Genomic DNA, 15,851 nt, shown 5'->3' on the forward strand with positions numbered 1-15,851 from the left:
GCTTGCTCGCTGGCGGCCTTGCCGGGGCTTTGGTCGAGGCACCCCTGCGCGCCGTTGGAGCCGCGAAGGGTTACGATTTCTGGTTCACCCGGCTCAAGTATGAGTCCGGCGACTGGGATCTCGACCAGCGAATGCCGTCGAACCTGATCACCTCGCTGATCGACTACACCAGCCTGCGTGTCGACCCGAAGGAGCGGATCGTCGCGCTCGCCGACCCGGCGATGCTCGCCGCGCCGTTCTGCTACATGACCGGGCACAAGCTGGTCGAGTTCAACGCCGCCGAGCGCCGCAACTTCGAGCGCTATGTCCGCAACGGCGGCTTCGTCCTCGTCGACGACTGCAACCACGACATCGATGGCCTGTTCGCCAAGTCGTTCGAGCGGCAGATGGCGGCGATCTTCGGTCCCGCCGCATTGAAGCGCCTCGCGCCGAATCACCCGGTCTTCCGCAGCTTCTTCAAGGTCGACGGCCCGCCGAACACCGCGTTCGAATTGAACGGCTGGGGCGACGACCTCATCCACGATTACCTGCGCGGGATCACGATCGATGGCCGCCTCGGCCTGCTCTACAGCAACAAGGATTACGGCTGCGAGTGGGACTACGACTGGCACAACAAGCGTTTCCTCGCCGAGGACAACACCAAATTCGGGGTCAACATCGTGATGTACGCCCTCACCTCGTGACCCTTCAGTTCGCGGAGCCGCAATGACGATTTCCGAAGCCGACGTCGAAGCGCGGCTGGCGCGGCTCGGCGACCTCAAACGCGCGATCGCGACCGCGATCGTCGGGCAGGACGAGGTTGTCGAGCAATTGCTGATCGGCCTCCTCGCGGGCGGGCATTGCCTGCTCGAAGGCGTCCCCGGGCTCGGCAAGACGCTGCTCGTCCGCACGCTCGGAGCGGCGCTCGACCTCCAGTTCCGCCGCGTCCAGTTCACCCCCGACCTGATGCCGAGCGACATCCTCGGCACCGAACTGCTCGAGGAGGACCACGGCACCGGGCACCGCAGCTTCCGTTTCCAGCCGGGGCCGATCTTCACCAACCTGCTCCTCGCCGACGAGCTCAACCGGACCCCGCCGAAAACGCAGGCGGCGCTGCTCGAGGCGATGCAGGAGAAAACCGTCAGCTACGCCGGGGTGACCCACGTCCTGCCCGACCCGTTCTTCGTTCTCGCGACACAAAACCCGATCGAGCAGGCGGGCACCTATCCGCTCCCCGAGGCGCAGCTTGATCGCTTCCTGCTCAACATCCGCGTCGATTATCCGAGCGAGGCCGAGGAGCGCGACATCCTCGTCGCGACGACCGGCGGCGCGGGCGCGAAGGTGCCGAAGGTGATGGACGCCGCCGCCGTAGTCGAGCTCCAGGCATTGGTCCGCGACGTCCATGTCGGCCCCGACCTGCTGTTGTGGGTGACGCGCATCGTCCGCGCCACCCGGCCCGCTGCCGGAGCGTCGGCCGAGGTCCGCAAATACATCCGCTGGGGCGCGGGGCCGCGCGCGGGCCAGTCGCTGATCCTCGCGGCGAAGGCGCGCGCGCTGCTGCGCGGGCGGCTGGCGGCGACGCGCGAGGATGTGACCGCGCTCGCCGCGCCGGTGATGCGCCACCGCCTGCTGCTGTCGTTCGCCGCCGAGGCCGACGGGCGCAGCGCGGATGATGCGATCATCGACGTGCTGCGCGGCGTGCCGTGGCCGGCGTAACAGGGCCGGCGTGGTCGACCTGATCCCGCCCGAGGTCCGCAGCCGGTTGCGGGGCTTGCGCCTGTCGTCGCGCCGCGCCGCCGGGCAAAGCGGGATCGGCGCGCACGCCAGCCGCAGCCGCGGGTCCGGGCTCGAATTCGCCCAGTACCGCGCCTACGAACCCGGCGACGAGCTCCGCCAGATCGACTGGAAGCTCTATGCGCGCTCCGACCGCTTCTTCGTCCGCGAGGCCGAGCGCGAGAGCCCGCTCGCATTGTGGATACTGATCGACGCGAGCGCCTCGATGGCCCAAGTCGACGGTGCGCGCGACGGGGGGCGCCCCGGCTGGTCGCGCCTCGACGCCGCGAAGTCGCTCGCCGCGTGCCTCGCCGAACTGGCGTTGCGCGAGGGCGACCGCTTCGGCTGGATCGTCCTGCGCGACGACGGCGTCCGTCTTGCCATCCCCGGAAACGGCCTGCGCCAGCGCGACCGGCTCCTCGTCGAGCTGTCGGCGCTGACCGCTGGCGGCGGCTTTCCCGCCGCCGACCGGCTCGCGCCGTTGTGGGAGCGGATCGGCGCCCGCGACCTCGTCGTCGTCCTCAGCGACCTGTTCGACGATGCTTGCGTCGGGCTGATCGAGCGGCTCGCGGCGGCGCGGCGCGAAGTGCTCGCGGTCCAGCTGCTGACCGTCGAGGAGCGCGACTTCCCCTTCGCCGGGGGCCACCGCTTCGTCGATCCCGAGACCGGGGTCGAACTGCTCGGCGACGGCCCGGCGATGCGCGCCGACTTCGTCGCGCGGTTCGCTGCGGCGCGGGCCGCACTCGCGGCACGACTGGCAGCGAGCGGCATCGGCTTCGCAGCCCATGTCCTCGACGAGGCGATCGACGCGCCGCTGCGGATCCTGTTCGGCGCGCGCGAGGCGGCGGCGCGATGACCCCGGTGCTGCTGTTCCCGCTCGGGCTGGCGGCGCTCGCCGCGCTCGCGGTGCCGCTGGCGATCCACCTCGCGCGGCGCAGCGAACTCGCGCGGATCGACTTCGCCGCGCTGCGCTGGCTTGCGGCGAAACCGCGCCCGCGCACCCGGCTGCGCTTCGACGAATGGCCGCTGCTGATCGCGCGCCTGCTCCTGTTCGCGCTCGTCGCACTGTGGCTGGCGCGCCCGGCGGTCTTCGGGAGCAGCACGGGCGGGCAGTGGGTGGCGGTGGTTCCCGGAGCCGACCTTGCAGCGGTCCCGCACGACGCCAGTGCGCAGCGGCGCTGGCTCGCCCCCGGCTTTCCCGCGCTCGATAACAAGCGCCCCGACGGCGCGATCGCGGTCGCGAGCCTGCTCCGCCAGCTCGACGCCGAACTCCCGCCGGGGGCAAGCCTCCGCGTCGTCGTCCCCTCTCAAATCGCCGGCACCGACGCCGAGCGACCGCGCCTGTCACGCCCCGTTGCTTGGCAGATCACATCTGGAGCGATGACCGCCGCCCCCGCCCCCGCAGGCACACTGCCGCCCCTCTTAAGCGTGCGCTATCCGCCCGAGCGCCGCGACGCGCTCCGCTATCTCCGCGCCGCAGTGATCGGCTGGACCGCGCCGGGGAGAGCCCCGGCGTTCGATGCTGAGCCGCCGTCCGCGCCGTTGCCGTCATACCCCGCGAACCTCGTCTGGCTTGCGCCCGGAGACCTTCCGGCGGCGGTGCGCGACTGGGTCGCCGGTGGCGGGACTGCGTTGCTCGCAGCCGACGCCGGTCCGGTCGCGGCGCACGTCGTCTGGCGCGACGCGGTCGGCGCAGCGCTCGCAACCGCCGAGCCGCTGGGCCGGGGCCGCATCATCCGCCTGACCCGCCCGCTCGATCCGGCGGCGATGCCGCAACTCCTCGAACCCGACTTCCCCGAGCGATTGCGCGCATTGTTCGATGCCCCCCGTCCGGCCCCGGCGCGCGTCGCGGCGATCGACTATGCCCCGCTGACCGGCGGCGCGATCTACCCGCCGCCCGCGCGCGACCTCCAGCCGTGGCTGGCGCTGGTCATCGCAGCGATGTTCGTCATCGAGCGCTGGCTGGCGACCGGGCGGCGGCGGGGGACCGCGTGACCGCTGCATTCCGCCCCGTCGATTTCGTTCGCCCGGCGCAACGGCGGCACATCACCGACGATGTGCTCGTCGGCGCTCCCGCCGCCGCGGTGGCAGCTGCGATCGCGTGGCGCGCCGTCGGACCGCTCGCGGCAGTCGCCGTCGCGGTCGTCGCGCTTGCGGTCGTCGTGGCGGTCGCGGTGCAGCGGGCGCAGCGGCTCGATCGCGGCTGGCTGATCGGACGGCTCGATGCGGCGCGGCCCGACCTCGACGACAGCGCCGACCTGTTGTTCGCCGACGACGGCGGGCTGACCCCGCTGGCGCGACTCCAGCGGAGCCGCATCGAACGCCGCATCGCCGCCGCGATGCCCGACCTCCGTCCGTCGTGGTCGGCGCGACGGATCGGCCTCACATGGCTTTTGGCGCTTGTTGCGATCGCAGCGATCGTCCTTATCCCTGATCGTCGATCGTCGACTATCCTCGCGCCGAGCAGCGAGGATGTACCGGTGATCCCCGGAGTCCCCCGCCTCGTCGGCCAGCGGCTGCGCATCATCCCGCCCGCTTACACCGGCCTCCCGCCACGCGATGCGGCGACCCTCGATATCGCCGCGCCACAAGGATCGCGTCTCGACTGGACGCTGACCTTCGCGCCGGAGCCGCCCGCCGCCGATCTCGTTCTCGCCGACGGCAGCCGGACCGCGCTGACCCGCAACGGGGCGGTCTGGACCGCGCGCCGCACCCTCGACCGGTCGCTGCTGTATCGCGTCGTGCCGCGCGCGGCGGGGGCGGCGGTGCCGCGTCTTCACCGGCTCGACGCGGTCGTCGACGCGCCGCCGCAGGTCAAGGTCGTCGCGCCCGACCGCAGCCTCAGCCTCGTCACCCCGGGGCAGCACAGTTGGCCGCTGGTATTCGCCGCAACCGACGATTACGGCGTCGCCGCATCGGCGCAACTCCACCTGACGATCGCCGAGGGTGACGGCGAGAACGTCAAGTTCCGCGAGCAGGTCGTCACGGTCCACGGCAGTGGCAGCGCGACCGCCAAGCGCTTCGCCGTCGCGGTCGACCTGCCCGCGCTCAAGTTCGTTGCAGGAAGCGACCTCGTCGCGCAGCTCGTCGTCACCGACAACCGGACCCCGGGGCCGCAGACCGCGCGCAGCTCCAGCCTCATCCTGCGCTGGCCCGCGAGCGAGGGCGAGGCGATGGGGATGGAGGGCGTCGTCACCCGCGCGCTCCCCGCCTATTTCCGCAGCGAGCGCCAGATCATCATCGATGCCGAGGCGCTGCTCGCCACGCGTCCGCGCCCCGCGCCGCCGCGTTTCCTCGCCAAGTCGGACATTATCGGTGCCGATCAGCGGCTGCTGCGGCTGCGCTATGGCCAATTTCTCGGCGAGGAGCAGGAGGGGAAGACCCCGCCGCCAACCGCCGATGCGGCTGCCCCAACCGCCGACGCGCCGACCACACCGAATCCCCCGACCGCCGAGGGCGATGGCAAGGTCACGCCGCCGCGCTTCGGCAGCGAGGCCGATACGCTCGCCGACTACGGCCATGTCCACGACGAGTCGGAGGCGGCAACGTTGCTCGATCCGGGGACGCGCAAATCGCTGAAAGGCGCGCTCGACGCGATGTGGCAGGCCGAACTCCATCTGCGGCAAGGTGATCCGGCGGCGGCGCTGCCGTTCGCTCACACTGCGCTCGGGCTGATCAAGCAGGTCCAGCAGGCGACGCGGCTGTTCGTCGCCAAGGTCGGGCCCGAGCTTCCCGCGATCGACGAGACGCGGCGGCTGACCGGCAAGCGCGACGGCCTCGCGCATCGCGACCTGCCGCCGGTGGCGGCGACTGCAGCCGATCCGGCGCCTGCAGTGATCTGGCGCGCGCTCGCCGCGACGGGCAGCGTCGATCCCACCCAACTGGCAGCGCTCGAAGCATGGTTGCGGACCGATCCGGCGGGGGTCGACGACCGGCTCGCCTTCGCCGCGGCGATCGACGCCGTCCGCCGCGAGCCCGGCTGCAGTGACTGCCGCGAAGCGCTGCGCGGGCTGTTGTGGCGCGCGCAAGTCCGCCCCGCCGCCGCCGCCGCACCGCGCGCCGCCGCGACCGCCGAAGGCCGCCGCTACCTCGACGCGCTGCGAATCACCCCGTGACGATTGTGCTCGCATGGATCCTCATTGTGGCCACTGTGTGCGGTGCTGTGCGGACCGGCGTGCGCGTGCGGAAAACACCGGTAGGAGAACGGGATAGGCCGTGGCGGACGGTAATCCTGCTTGCCGCCCAGCCAATCTGTGCGGCGCTGCTCTACCTGACCCTGCAGCCCTCGACCGCGCTGCCGGGCGGTACATTGACCGTCCTCACCCGCCACGGCGGGACGATCCTCGGCGGCAAAAACCTCGTCGCGCTCCCCGAAGCACCGGCGACCGCTGGAGCCGACCGCGTCCCCGACCTCGCCACCGCCCTGCGCCGCTTCGCACCCGCCCGCCTCAAGATCATCGGCGACGGCCTCGAACCCCGCGATATCGCGGCGGCAGCAGGCATTCCGGTCGATTTTTCTCCGCAAACCGCCACATTGGGGCTCGTCCGCGTCGATTTCCCGGCTTCGGTCGCCCCCGGAGCAAGTTTCGAAGTCGGCGGCCAGGTCAGCGGCATCACCCAGCCCGCAGTCGATCTCGTCGATCCCGCGGGCAGCCGCGTCGACACCGCAGTCCCCGATGCCGCCGGAAACTTCGTCGTCTCGGGCACCGCGCGCGCGCCCGGACCCGCTCGCTTCACCCTGCGGCTTCGCACCGGATCGCGCCTCGTCGAGGAGACCGCGGTTCCGGAATCGACTGTCGCCGTGCCCGCGATGCGCCTCCTCCTCCTCGCCGGCGCCCCAGGACCCGAGGTCAAATACATCCGCCGCTGGGCGACCGAAGCTGGATTGGCCGTTCACGCCCAGATCGCGACCGGCGGCGGCCTCGCGCTCGGCGACGCGCCGCTGGCGATCACGCCCGCGACGTTGGCGCGGTTCGACATCGCGGTGCTCGACGAGCGGAGCTGGTCCGGACTGACCCCCGGCGAGCGCAGCGCGATGCTCGCGGCGGTGCGCGCCGGGCTCGGGCTGCTCGTCCGCATCGACGGACCGCTGTCCGCGCCGGATCGTAATGCGCTGCAATCGCTTGGCTTTGCCGTTGCGGCGGGTGAGGGGAGCACCCCGGTCGCGCTCGCGGCACCAACGGCCGACGAGGCTGCCCGCCTTGCCCGCGATGGACCGGGGAGCAGCGACGCCCCGGCACGCATAAACCGCGACGCCGCCGTGCCGGCGCTGACGCGGTGGGCGGTCAGGATCGGTGCCCCCACGGCGAGCCCGCTGGTTCGCGACGCGCGCGGCGCGACGATCGCGGCGTGGCGGGCCGACGGCGAGGGACGCATCGCTCTGTGGCCGCTCGACGACAGCTTCCGGCTCGTGCTGGCGGGGTACGACGCGCGCTATGGCGAGTTGTGGCGTGCCGCATTCGCCACACTCGGCCGCGGTGCAGGGCGCGCGGTGACGAGGATCGAGCAGCCGACATGGGTCGGACAACGCATCGCGCTCTGCGGGCTGACCGGCACCGCGACCGTTACTGCACCCGATGGCGGCGTCGCGACGCTCGTCGATGATCCCGCCGCTGGATGTGCCGCCTACTGGCCGCGGGTCGCGGGCTGGCACCAGCTTCGCCAGCGCGGCCAGTCCGTGCCGACCTCATTCGCGGTGGTCGCGGCTGCGGCGCTGCCGAACGTCCGCGCGGAGGCGACCCGCGACGCGACGCTGCGGCTCGCTTCGGGGCAGGGCGTTCTCTCTCCCGCGATGTCCCCGGGATCGATCGGGCCATGGCCGTGGGCCGTCGCGTGGCTCGCAGTTTGCGCTGCGCTGTGGTGGTTCGAACGGTCGAAATCGGGGTCGCGCGGCGGACTGTCCCCGCGCAGCAGTAACCCGGTCGTAGCCGGACGCGGCGATTTCGAGCCGTTGCCGTGACTTGGCGCGCCCGACCGGCTAATGAGCCGCGGCCATGCACGCCGTCACCCTCGACCAGAAAGACCATGTCCCGATCCGCCTCCGCGATCTCCTGACCCTTGCCGGGCCGGTCGTTGCGTCGCGGCTCGGGATCATGGCGATGGGGTTGGTCGATACGCTCGTCGTCGGGCGCTATTCGGCGACCGAGCTCGGCTTCCTCGCGCTCGCCTGGGCGCCGACGTCGATCGTCCTGACCACCGGCATCGGGCTGTTGTCGGGGGTGCAGGTCCTGACCAGCCAGGCGATCGGGGCAGGGCGCGACGCCGAGACCGGGGCGATCCTGCGGCGCGGGCTGGTCTATGCCTTCTGGCTCGGGATCGCCGCGATCGTCGTCCTCGCCGGTCCGGGAGCGCTCCTCCTCCGCCACATCGGCCTCGACCCGGCGCTTTCGGCGGGGGCGGTCCCGGCGCTGCGGATGCTCGCATTGTCGCTGCTGCCGATCCTGATCGTCGATTCAGGTATCTTCTGGCTCGAGGCGCACGGCCATCCGCTCCCCGGCACCGCGGCGATGTGGGCGGCGAACGCCGTCAACCTCGCGCTCAACCTATGGCTGGTCCCGGGGCATTCGGGGCTGCCGGTCGCGGGCGCGGTCGCCAGCGGTTGCGCGACGCTCGCCTCGCGGACCGCGCTGCTCGGCTTCGTCGCCGCCTACATCCTGTGGTGGAAGCGGTCGCCCGGCCTTGGCGTCTTCACCGCCCCAGGGCCCGACCGCGCCGCCGCCGGAGCGCTGCGCCGGGTCGGCTATGCCGCGTCGCTCAGCTATGCTGTCGAAAGCGGGGCGTTCGCCTCGATGACCATCGTCGCGGGCTGGCTCGGCGCGACCGCGGTGGCGAGCTGGGCGATCGTCATCAATCTCGCCGCGATCATCTTCATGGTTCCGCTCGGGCTCGCGACGGCGACGGCGGTGCTGGTCGGCCGAGCGTATGGCGCGGGCGACCTCGCCGGGGTCCGCCGCGCCGGCCTGCTCGGCTTCGGTACGGCGATTGCGGCGACGGCGCTGATCTGCGCCGCCGTCGGCATCGGTGCCCCTGCGATCGCGGGGTCGTACACCCACGACCCCGCCGTCGTCGCGATCACCGTCGGGGCGCTGTGGCTGTCGTGCCTGTTCTACGTCAGCGACGGGCTCCAGGTCGTTGGGGCGCAGGCGCTCCGGGCGCGGGGCGACATCTGGACACCGACCGCGACCCACTTCCTCAGCTACATCGGGGTGCTGATCCCGGTCGGCTATGTCGCTGCAATCCCGCTCGGCCTCGGCGTCCCTGGCATCGTCTGGGGGACGATCGCCGCGAGCGCGATGGCGGCGGCGTTGCTGGTCGGGCGCTTCTTCTGGCTCGGGCGGTCAGCCTAGCGCGGGTCCATAATGCTCGACCACCGGCATCGGGTCGTAGAAATGATGGAGCAAAGCTTGCCACTCGGCATAGCGCGCCGACCCTCGGAAGCCGATTTCGTGGTCCGCGACACTGTCCCAGCCGACGAGCAGGAGATAGCAACCGGGGGTCTCGATGCCGCGCCGGACCTCGATCGAGCGGAAGCCGGGGCTGGCGGCGATCAGCAGGCGCGCCCTGGTCATTGCCGCCTCGAACGCCGCCGTCTCGCCCGGCCTGACCGACAGGACGGCGGCCTCGAGGATCAATCCATCAGGCTTTCGTAGCGGCGGAGGTGGTAGTCGGCGTCGCCGAACTGGCTCTCGATCATGCTGGCGCGCTTAAAATAATGGCCGATCGCGAGCTCGTTCGAGATGCCGATGCCGCCGTGGATCTGAACCGCGTTCTGGCCCACGAACCTTGCCCCGCGGGAGATCTTGTTCTTGGCCGACGAGACATGCTTGGCCCGGTCGCGCTCGTCGAGCCGGAGGGTCGCCATGAGGGTCATCGACACCGCCTGCTCGACCTCCATAAACATGTCGACCATGCGATGCTGAAGAACCTGGAACTCGCCGATCGCTTTGCCGAACTGCTTGCGCTGGCGGCTGTAGTCGAGCGTCCCTTCGTGGAGCTTGCGGACGACCCCTGAGCCTTCGGCGCAGACCGCGGCGGTTGCCTCGTCGACGACCTGCTCGACCAGTGGCAGGCCCTCGCCTTCGGCTCCGATCAGAGTATCGGCCCCGATGGCGACGTTTTCGAAGTAGACTTCCGAGGCGCGCGCGCCGTCGACGGTCGGATAGTCGCGGCGGGTGATGCCGGCGGCGTTCGCCGGGATCAGGAACACCGACACGCCCGACCGTTCACGAACCGAACCGCCGGTCCGCGCGGTGACGATGAAGTGGGTCGCCCACGGCGCTGCATAGACCACCGCCTTGTGGCCGTTGAGGACGTATCCCGCGCCGTCCTTCTTCGCGGTCGTCCGCAGGTCGGCGAGGTTGTAGCGCCCCTGCGGCTCGGCATAGGCGAAGGCGATGACCGCCGAGCCGTCGATGATCTGGGGGATGACCGCGTCGGCGAGCGCGCCGCCCGCCGCCTTGAGGAAGCCGCCGCCGATGACGACGGTCTGGAGGTACGGCTCGATGACCAGCGCCTTGCCGATTTCCTCCATGACGATCATGTTCTCGATCGCCCCGCCGCCGAGCCCGCCATGAGCTTCGGCGAAGGGCGCGCCGAGGATGCCGAGCTCCTCGGCGAAGGCCTTCCACACGCCCGGGTTCCAGCCGCTGTCGCCGTTCACCGCCGTCATGCGGGCGTCGAACGTGTAGGTGTCCGACAAATACCGCCCGACCGAGTCGCGCAGCATCGTCTGTTCGTCGGTGAAGTTAAAATCCATGGTCCGTCCCCGATCAGGTTCTTCGCTCTCCCCCTTGAGGGAGAGAGACAGCCGCTCTTCAGCGGCAGGGTGAGGGTGAGGGCGGCGTACCCTCACCCTGGTCGCCAAGGGGCGACCTCTCCCTCTCCCTCAAGGGGAGAGGGAGAGCGTGCTAGAGCCCCAGCACCATCTTCGCGATGATGTTGCGCTGGATCTCGTTCGATCCGCCGTAGATGCTCGTCTTGCGCATGTTGAAGTAGGTCGGGGCGGCGCGGTGGGCGTAGTCGGGGCCGATCGGGTGCTCGTTGTCGCCCTCGCCGAAGCCGCGGAAGTACGGTGCGCCGTAATGGCCGACCGCCTCCAACGCCAGTTCGGTGATCCGCTGCTGGATCTCGGTGCCCTTGATCTTGAGCAGGCTCGACTCCGGCCCCGGACCCTTACCCGATGACTCACCGGCAAGCGTCCGCAGCTCGGTGAACTCCAACGCCGTCAGGTCGATCTCGAGCTCGGCGACCTTGCGCTTGAAGAACGGGTTGGCGAGCAGCGGCTGGGCGTCGTCGCCGAAGCTGTCGATCTCGGTCCGCGCGATCGTCTTGATCCGCTCGACCCCGCGCTTCGACGCGGCGACCCCGGCGATGCCGGTCCGCTCATGAGCGAGGAGGAACTTGGCGCAGGTCCAGCCCTTGTTCTCGTGGAAGACGCGGTTCTCGACGGGGACGATGACGTCCTCGAGCCAGACCTCGTTGACCTCGTGCTCGCCGCCGAGCGTGATGATCGGGCGGACGGTGATGCCCGGGGTCTTCATGTCGATCAGGAGGAAGCTGATGCCTTCCTGCGGCTTGACCGTCGGATCGGTGCGGACGAGGCAGAAAATCCAGTCGGCGTGCTGGGCCAGCGTCGTCCACGTCTTCTGGCCGTTGACGCGGTAATATTCCTTGCCGTCGTCACCGGTGAAGCGCTCGGCCTTGGTCCGCAAATTGGCGAGGTCGGACCCGGCGCCCGGCTCGCTATAGCCCTGGCACCACCAGTCGGCGCCCGACAGGATGCGCGGCAGGAACTTCGCTTTCTGCTCGGGGGTGCCGAAGGTGTAGATCACCGGCCCGACCATGTTGAGGCCGAAGGGGAGGAGCCGCATCGCGTCGCCGCGCGCGCTTTCCTCGGCGAAGATGTAGCGCTGGACGCTGGTCCAGCCGGTCCCGCCATATTCGACCGGCCATGCAATCCCGGCCCAGCCCTTCGCGGCGAGGACCTTGTGCCAGCTGAGGAAGTCCTCCTTCGACAGCTCCTCGCCTTCCTCCGACTTGGCCCGCAGCCCGGCGGGGTAATTGTCGGCGATGAAGGTCCGAACTTCGTCACGAAACGCGATGTCTTCAGCCGAGAAGTTGAGGTCCATGGTCGCTCTCCCAAGGGTTGCCGTCGCTGGGCGTGGTTGACGTAAGCGTTAACACACCCGCCGCGCGCCGGGCAAGCGGGGCGGTCACCCCCGACATTGCGTCGCGGACGACCGGGCAGGATTTCGTGCGAAGTTTTCGGTGGAAGGTCACGATTTGCCCGCGACCATGAGCTTTGGCGCGACGCTTCGGCGCAGCCGCGACGTTTCGACGATCCGACAATGAGAAAGAACCGTCGCCGGTAGAAAGCGACTCGACGTCGTTACGCTACCGCATCGCCGTGGCTGTAGGACAGCGATAACCTCGACCGGATCTCGCCAACGTCAGCCGTGGCCCTTCGCGGCGATCTGCGCGGCGAAGCAGCGCGCGGTCGCGTCGGGCTTGCCGTCGGGCAGCCTCGCCTCGGCATAGCGCGCGGTCGGCTGCCCTGCGGCGGGGTCGGGGTAGTAATAGACGTCGAGGATGCACCCGGCGGCGGCGAACTGGAGGCTGCGTCCCGGACCGTCGTGGCGGTCGAGGCCGGGCACGCCGAGCAATCCCGTCGCGGTCGTCGCGGGCTTGCCGATGATCCGCTCGAGACCGGGCACCGGCTTGAACGCGACCGGCGGCGCCGCGATCGGTTTCGGCGGCGGCGTCTCGCCGCAGCCGGCGACGGCGAGCAGGGCGGCGGCGGTTATCGGAGGTATCAGGCGCATCGGTTGGCTCCAGCGGCTTGCCCCGTGCGCTATAGCCGGGCTAGGCCAGCCGCGACCAGCGACCAAGCTAGCCGCCAGCGCCAAGGAACCCCATGACCAACTCGACCTACGACGTCCTCGCCGTCGGCAATGCCCTCGTCGACGTCATCACCACCGCCGAGGCCAGCTTCCTCGAGAGCCATGCGATCCCGAAGGGCACGATGCGGCTGATCGCGGCCGACGAGGCCGAGCGGCTGTACGGCATCATGGGTGCGGGCAAGGAAGTCTCGGGCGGGTCGGCCGCCAACACCGTCGCCGGAATCGCGGCGATGGGCGGGCGTCCGGCGTTCGTCGGTCGCGTCGCCGCCGACCAGCTTGGCGAGGTCTTCGCCCACGACATCCGCGCCGCCGGGGTCGCCTTCAGCACGCCCGCGATGGTCGACGGGCCGCCGACCGGGCGCTGCTTGATCGTCGTCACTCCCGACGGCGACCGGACGATGAGCACCTACCTCGGCGCGTGCCAGGAGCTGAGCGAGGCTGACATCGACCCCGAGGTCGTCCGCGCCAGCCAGATCCTCTATCTCGAAGGCTATCTGTGGGATCCGATCATCCCCCGCGCCGCGATGCGCAAGGCGATCGAGATCGCCCGTGCCGCTGGCCGGAAAGTCGCCTTCACCTTGTCCGACGTGTTCTGCGTCGAGGGCCACCGCGACGACTTCCTCGGCCTGCTTGGCGGCCACGTCGACGTCATGTTCGGCAACGAGAACGAGGTCCGCGCGCTGTACCGGACCGACGACCTCGACACCGCGATGACCGAACTTGCCCGCCATGCAACGATCGCCGTCGTCACCCGGTCGGACAAGGGCGCGGTCGTCATCGCCGGAGGGGAGCGCCATGCCGTCCCCGCCGAGCCGGTTGCCCGCGTCGTCGACACCACCGGGGCGGGCGACCTGTTCGCCGCTGGCTTCCTCAGCGCGCTCGCCGCCGGGCGCGCGCTGCCCGACTGCGCCCGGGCGGGCGGGGTCGCAGCGGCGGAGATCATCAGCCACTACGGCGCGCGGTCGGAGGGCGACCTCAAGGCGCTCGTGGCGGCGCGGCTTGGCTGACGAACCGCCCTATCGCGCGCCGACGGCTGCCCCGCCGCGCCCGCCACGGGTGCCGCCGGGCAAGCCATCATCTGAGGAACACGGGCTGTCGGCGGCGCTAGCGCGGAACATCGAGGCGGTTGCCCGGCGCCGGGCCGAGGACGCCGCCAATCTGAGCTTCGATGTCCGGCTCGCCACCGGCATCGGCCGCCGGATCGGCCGGATGAGCTTCGTCTATCTCCACATCCTGTTCTACGGGACGTGGACCCTGCTCCAATACGGGGTCGTCGGGCACGTCACGGGCTTCGACCCGGCGCTGGCGCTGATGGGGTCGATCGCGTCGGCGGAGGCGATCTTCCTGTCGCTGTTCATCCTGATCGCGCAGAACATCTTGACCGCTGCCGACAACCGCCGCGACGACCTCGCCCTCCAGGTCAGCCTGCTCGCCGAGCACGAGGTGACCCAGCTGATCAAGCTGACCCGGGCGGTGGCCGAAAAGCTCGGCATCGACACCACCGCCGACCACGGCGAGATTGCCGACCTGCAGGACGACGTCGCCCCCGAACGCGTCCTCGACCAGATCGCGGGAACCGAGAACGCCCCCTAAGTCCTATTCGGGAACGTTCTCAGCGGGTTAGTGCTTAAGGCTTGCGGCTTCGGCGGAGTCGAGATCCTCGTCGTGACCGATAATCCCGCGCGCGACGTTCGACCGGGTGCGGCCGTAGAGGACGTAGAAGATCAGCCCGATGATGGCCCAGCCGACGAACAATTCCTTCGTCAGCGTCGACAGCGAGAAGAACAGGAAGCCACAGCCCGCCGCCGCGAGCGGAGCGGTGACCCACACCACCGGGGCGCGGAACGGACGGCGGCGCTGCGGATCGCGGACGCGGAGGACGAGGACGCCGATCGCCACCGCGACGAAGGCGAGCAAAGTCCCGGCGTTCGAGACGTCGGCGAGCAGGTCGATCGGGAAGAAGGCGGAGAAGACCGCGACGAAGACGCCCGTCGCGATGGTGATGACGTACGGCGTGTGGAAGCGCGAATGAATCCGCGACAGGACCGGCGGCAGCAGCCCGTCGCGTGCCATGACGAAGAAGATGCGCGTCTGGCCGAACATCAGCGCGAGGATGACCGACGGCAGTGCGACAACTGCGGCGATCGACAACAGGTTTCCCGCCCATGGGAAGCCAATCGTGTGGAGAACGTAGGCGAGCGCCTCGCTCGACTTGGCGAGCTCGCTGTCGGGCTGCGCGCCGACCGACCCGGTCGCGGCGATGCCGACGAGCATGTACAAGATGGTCGAGATGCCGAGCGCGCCGATCAGGCCGATCGGGATGTTGCGGTTGGGGTTGACCGTCTCCTCGGCGGCGGTCGAGACCGCGTCGAAGCCGACGAAGGCGAAGAAGATCGTCGCCGCTGCTGCCGAGACGCCGACCGACGCCATGATCCCGGGTTTGAACGGGTCGGGAATCTCGTGCGCGAAGAAGCCGAGCGGCATGAACGGGTGGAAGTTCGCGGTGTGGATCAGCGGCAACGCCAGCGCGAGAAACATGCACAAGGTCAGGATCTTGATCATCACGAGAACCGAGTTGAAGCGCGCGCTCTCCTTGGTGCCGACGACGAGCAAGGTCGTCACCGCGAGCGCGATGAACATCGCCGGCAGGTTGATCAGCCCGGGGTCCTTGTCGAACGGTCCATGGACCCACGTGCTGGGGATGGTGATGTTGAAGAAGCGGTTTGCCAGCCCGACCATATAGCCCGACCAACCGACCGCGACCGCGCTACTGGCGATCGCATATTCGAGGACCAGCGCCCAGCCGACGACCCACGCGGCGACCTCGCCGAAGGTCGCGTAGCTGAAGGTATACGCCGACCCCGACACCGGAATCATCGCCGCGAGTTCGGAATAGGCGAGCGCGGTCAGCAGGCAGACGACGCCGCAGATGATGAAGCTGATCATCATCGCCGGGCCGGCCTTCGACGCCGCGGTCGCGGTGAGGACGAAGATGCCGGTGCCGATCGTCCCGCCGATGCCGAGCATCGTCAGCTGGAACGCGCCGAGGCTGCGCGTCAGCGGTTTATGTCGCGCGGTCGCCAGGATCGAATCCAACGACTTGATACGCCAGTCCATTCAGAAATCCCCTCGACCGCCGCGCCCGATCCGGGGTTGCAGCGTGCTTCCGTTTGCTGGCGCACAAGGTGGCGTGGCGGGCGG

General features: G+C 70.1%; 14 protein-coding genes. 9 read left to right on the top strand and 5 right to left on the bottom strand.

Annotated features, from left to right (window positions below):
* Positions 1-2: 2 nt before the first annotated feature.
* From KTC28_RS05700 to KTC28_RS05730, 7 genes are read left to right on the top strand one after another with little or no spacing between them, the layout of a single operon-like run.
* The gene (locus KTC28_RS05700) at positions 3-683 is read left to right on the top strand and encodes a DUF4159 domain-containing protein (RefSeq protein ID WP_255602301.1); all 681 of its coding nucleotides are present in this window, start codon (positions 3-5) and stop codon (positions 681-683) included.
* 22 nt (positions 684-705) lie between these two features.
* Positions 706-1,695, top strand: a complete 990-nt coding sequence (locus KTC28_RS05705) for an AAA family ATPase (protein WP_216709533.1) — start codon at positions 706-708, stop codon at positions 1,693-1,695.
* A gap of 10 nt (positions 1,696-1,705) precedes the next feature.
* Positions 1,706-2,608, top strand: a complete 903-nt coding sequence (locus KTC28_RS05710; protein WP_216709532.1) for a DUF58 domain-containing protein — start codon at positions 1,706-1,708, stop codon at positions 2,606-2,608.
* Positions 2,605-3,747: a BatA domain-containing protein gene (locus KTC28_RS05715; protein WP_216709531.1), complete on the top strand. Its 1,143-nt coding sequence runs from the start codon at positions 2,605-2,607 to the stop codon at positions 3,745-3,747. Before KTC28_RS05710 ends, KTC28_RS05715 begins: the two co-directional genes overlap by 4 nt.
* Complete coding sequence (locus KTC28_RS05720; protein WP_216709530.1) at positions 3,744-5,867, top strand: DUF4175 domain-containing protein; 2,124 nt, start codon at positions 3,744-3,746, stop codon at positions 5,865-5,867. The genes KTC28_RS05715 and KTC28_RS05720 overlap by 4 nt, the downstream gene beginning before the upstream one ends.
* Before the next feature lie 59 nt (positions 5,868-5,926).
* Positions 5,927-7,711: a carboxypeptidase regulatory-like domain-containing protein gene (locus KTC28_RS05725; protein WP_216709529.1), complete on the top strand. Its 1,785-nt coding sequence runs from the start codon at positions 5,927-5,929 to the stop codon at positions 7,709-7,711.
* Between the two features lie 34 nt (positions 7,712-7,745).
* Entirely contained in the window at positions 7,746-9,098 is a 1,353-nt protein-coding gene (locus KTC28_RS05730; RefSeq protein ID WP_216709528.1) for an MATE family efflux transporter, read from the top strand.
* Here KTC28_RS05730 and KTC28_RS05735 read toward each other — a convergent pair.
* The 4 genes from KTC28_RS05735 to KTC28_RS05750 form a co-directional block, all read right to left on the bottom strand.
* The gene (locus KTC28_RS05735) at positions 9,090-9,383 is read right to left on the bottom strand and encodes an antibiotic biosynthesis monooxygenase family protein (protein WP_216709527.1); all 294 of its coding nucleotides are present in this window, start codon (positions 9,381-9,383) and stop codon (positions 9,090-9,092) included. The two genes, KTC28_RS05730 and KTC28_RS05735, sit on opposite strands and share 9 nt — an antisense overlap.
* Entirely contained in the window at positions 9,380-10,507 is a 1,128-nt protein-coding gene (locus KTC28_RS05740; RefSeq protein WP_216709526.1) for an acyl-CoA dehydrogenase family protein, read from the bottom strand. Before KTC28_RS05740 ends, KTC28_RS05735 begins: the two co-directional genes overlap by 4 nt.
* Positions 10,508-10,658: 151 nt before the next feature.
* A complete protein-coding gene (locus tag KTC28_RS05745) occupies positions 10,659-11,879 on the bottom strand; it encodes an acyl-CoA dehydrogenase family protein (RefSeq protein ID WP_216709525.1) in 1,221 nt (406 codons plus the stop codon).
* Between the two features lie 321 nt (positions 11,880-12,200).
* Entirely contained in the window at positions 12,201-12,572 is a 372-nt protein-coding gene (locus KTC28_RS05750) for a hypothetical protein (RefSeq protein WP_216709524.1), read from the bottom strand.
* A 92-nt stretch (positions 12,573-12,664) separates the two neighbouring features.
* Between KTC28_RS05750 and KTC28_RS05755 the strand changes: the two genes are divergently transcribed.
* Both KTC28_RS05755 and KTC28_RS05760 read left to right on the top strand, forming a co-directional pair.
* Positions 12,665-13,657: an adenosine kinase gene (locus KTC28_RS05755; protein WP_216709523.1), complete on the top strand. Its 993-nt coding sequence runs from the start codon at positions 12,665-12,667 to the stop codon at positions 13,655-13,657.
* On the top strand, positions 13,650-14,243 hold the full coding sequence (locus KTC28_RS05760; protein ID WP_216709522.1) for a DUF1003 domain-containing protein: 594 nt from the start codon (positions 13,650-13,652) through the stop codon (positions 14,241-14,243). Before KTC28_RS05755 ends, KTC28_RS05760 begins: the two co-directional genes overlap by 8 nt.
* 27 nt (positions 14,244-14,270) lie before the next feature.
* Here KTC28_RS05760 and KTC28_RS05765 read toward each other — a convergent pair whose 3' ends face one another.
* On the bottom strand, positions 14,271-15,767 hold the full coding sequence (locus KTC28_RS05765) for an amino acid permease (RefSeq protein WP_216709521.1): 1,497 nt from the start codon (positions 15,765-15,767) through the stop codon (positions 14,271-14,273).
* Between the last annotated feature and the right edge of the window lie 84 nt (positions 15,768-15,851).

Origin of the sequence: Polymorphobacter megasporae (genome assembly GCF_018982885.2) — a bacterium.
GTDB classification, from domain to species: Bacteria; Pseudomonadota; Alphaproteobacteria; order Sphingomonadales; family Sphingomonadaceae; genus Polymorphobacter_B; species Polymorphobacter_B megasporae.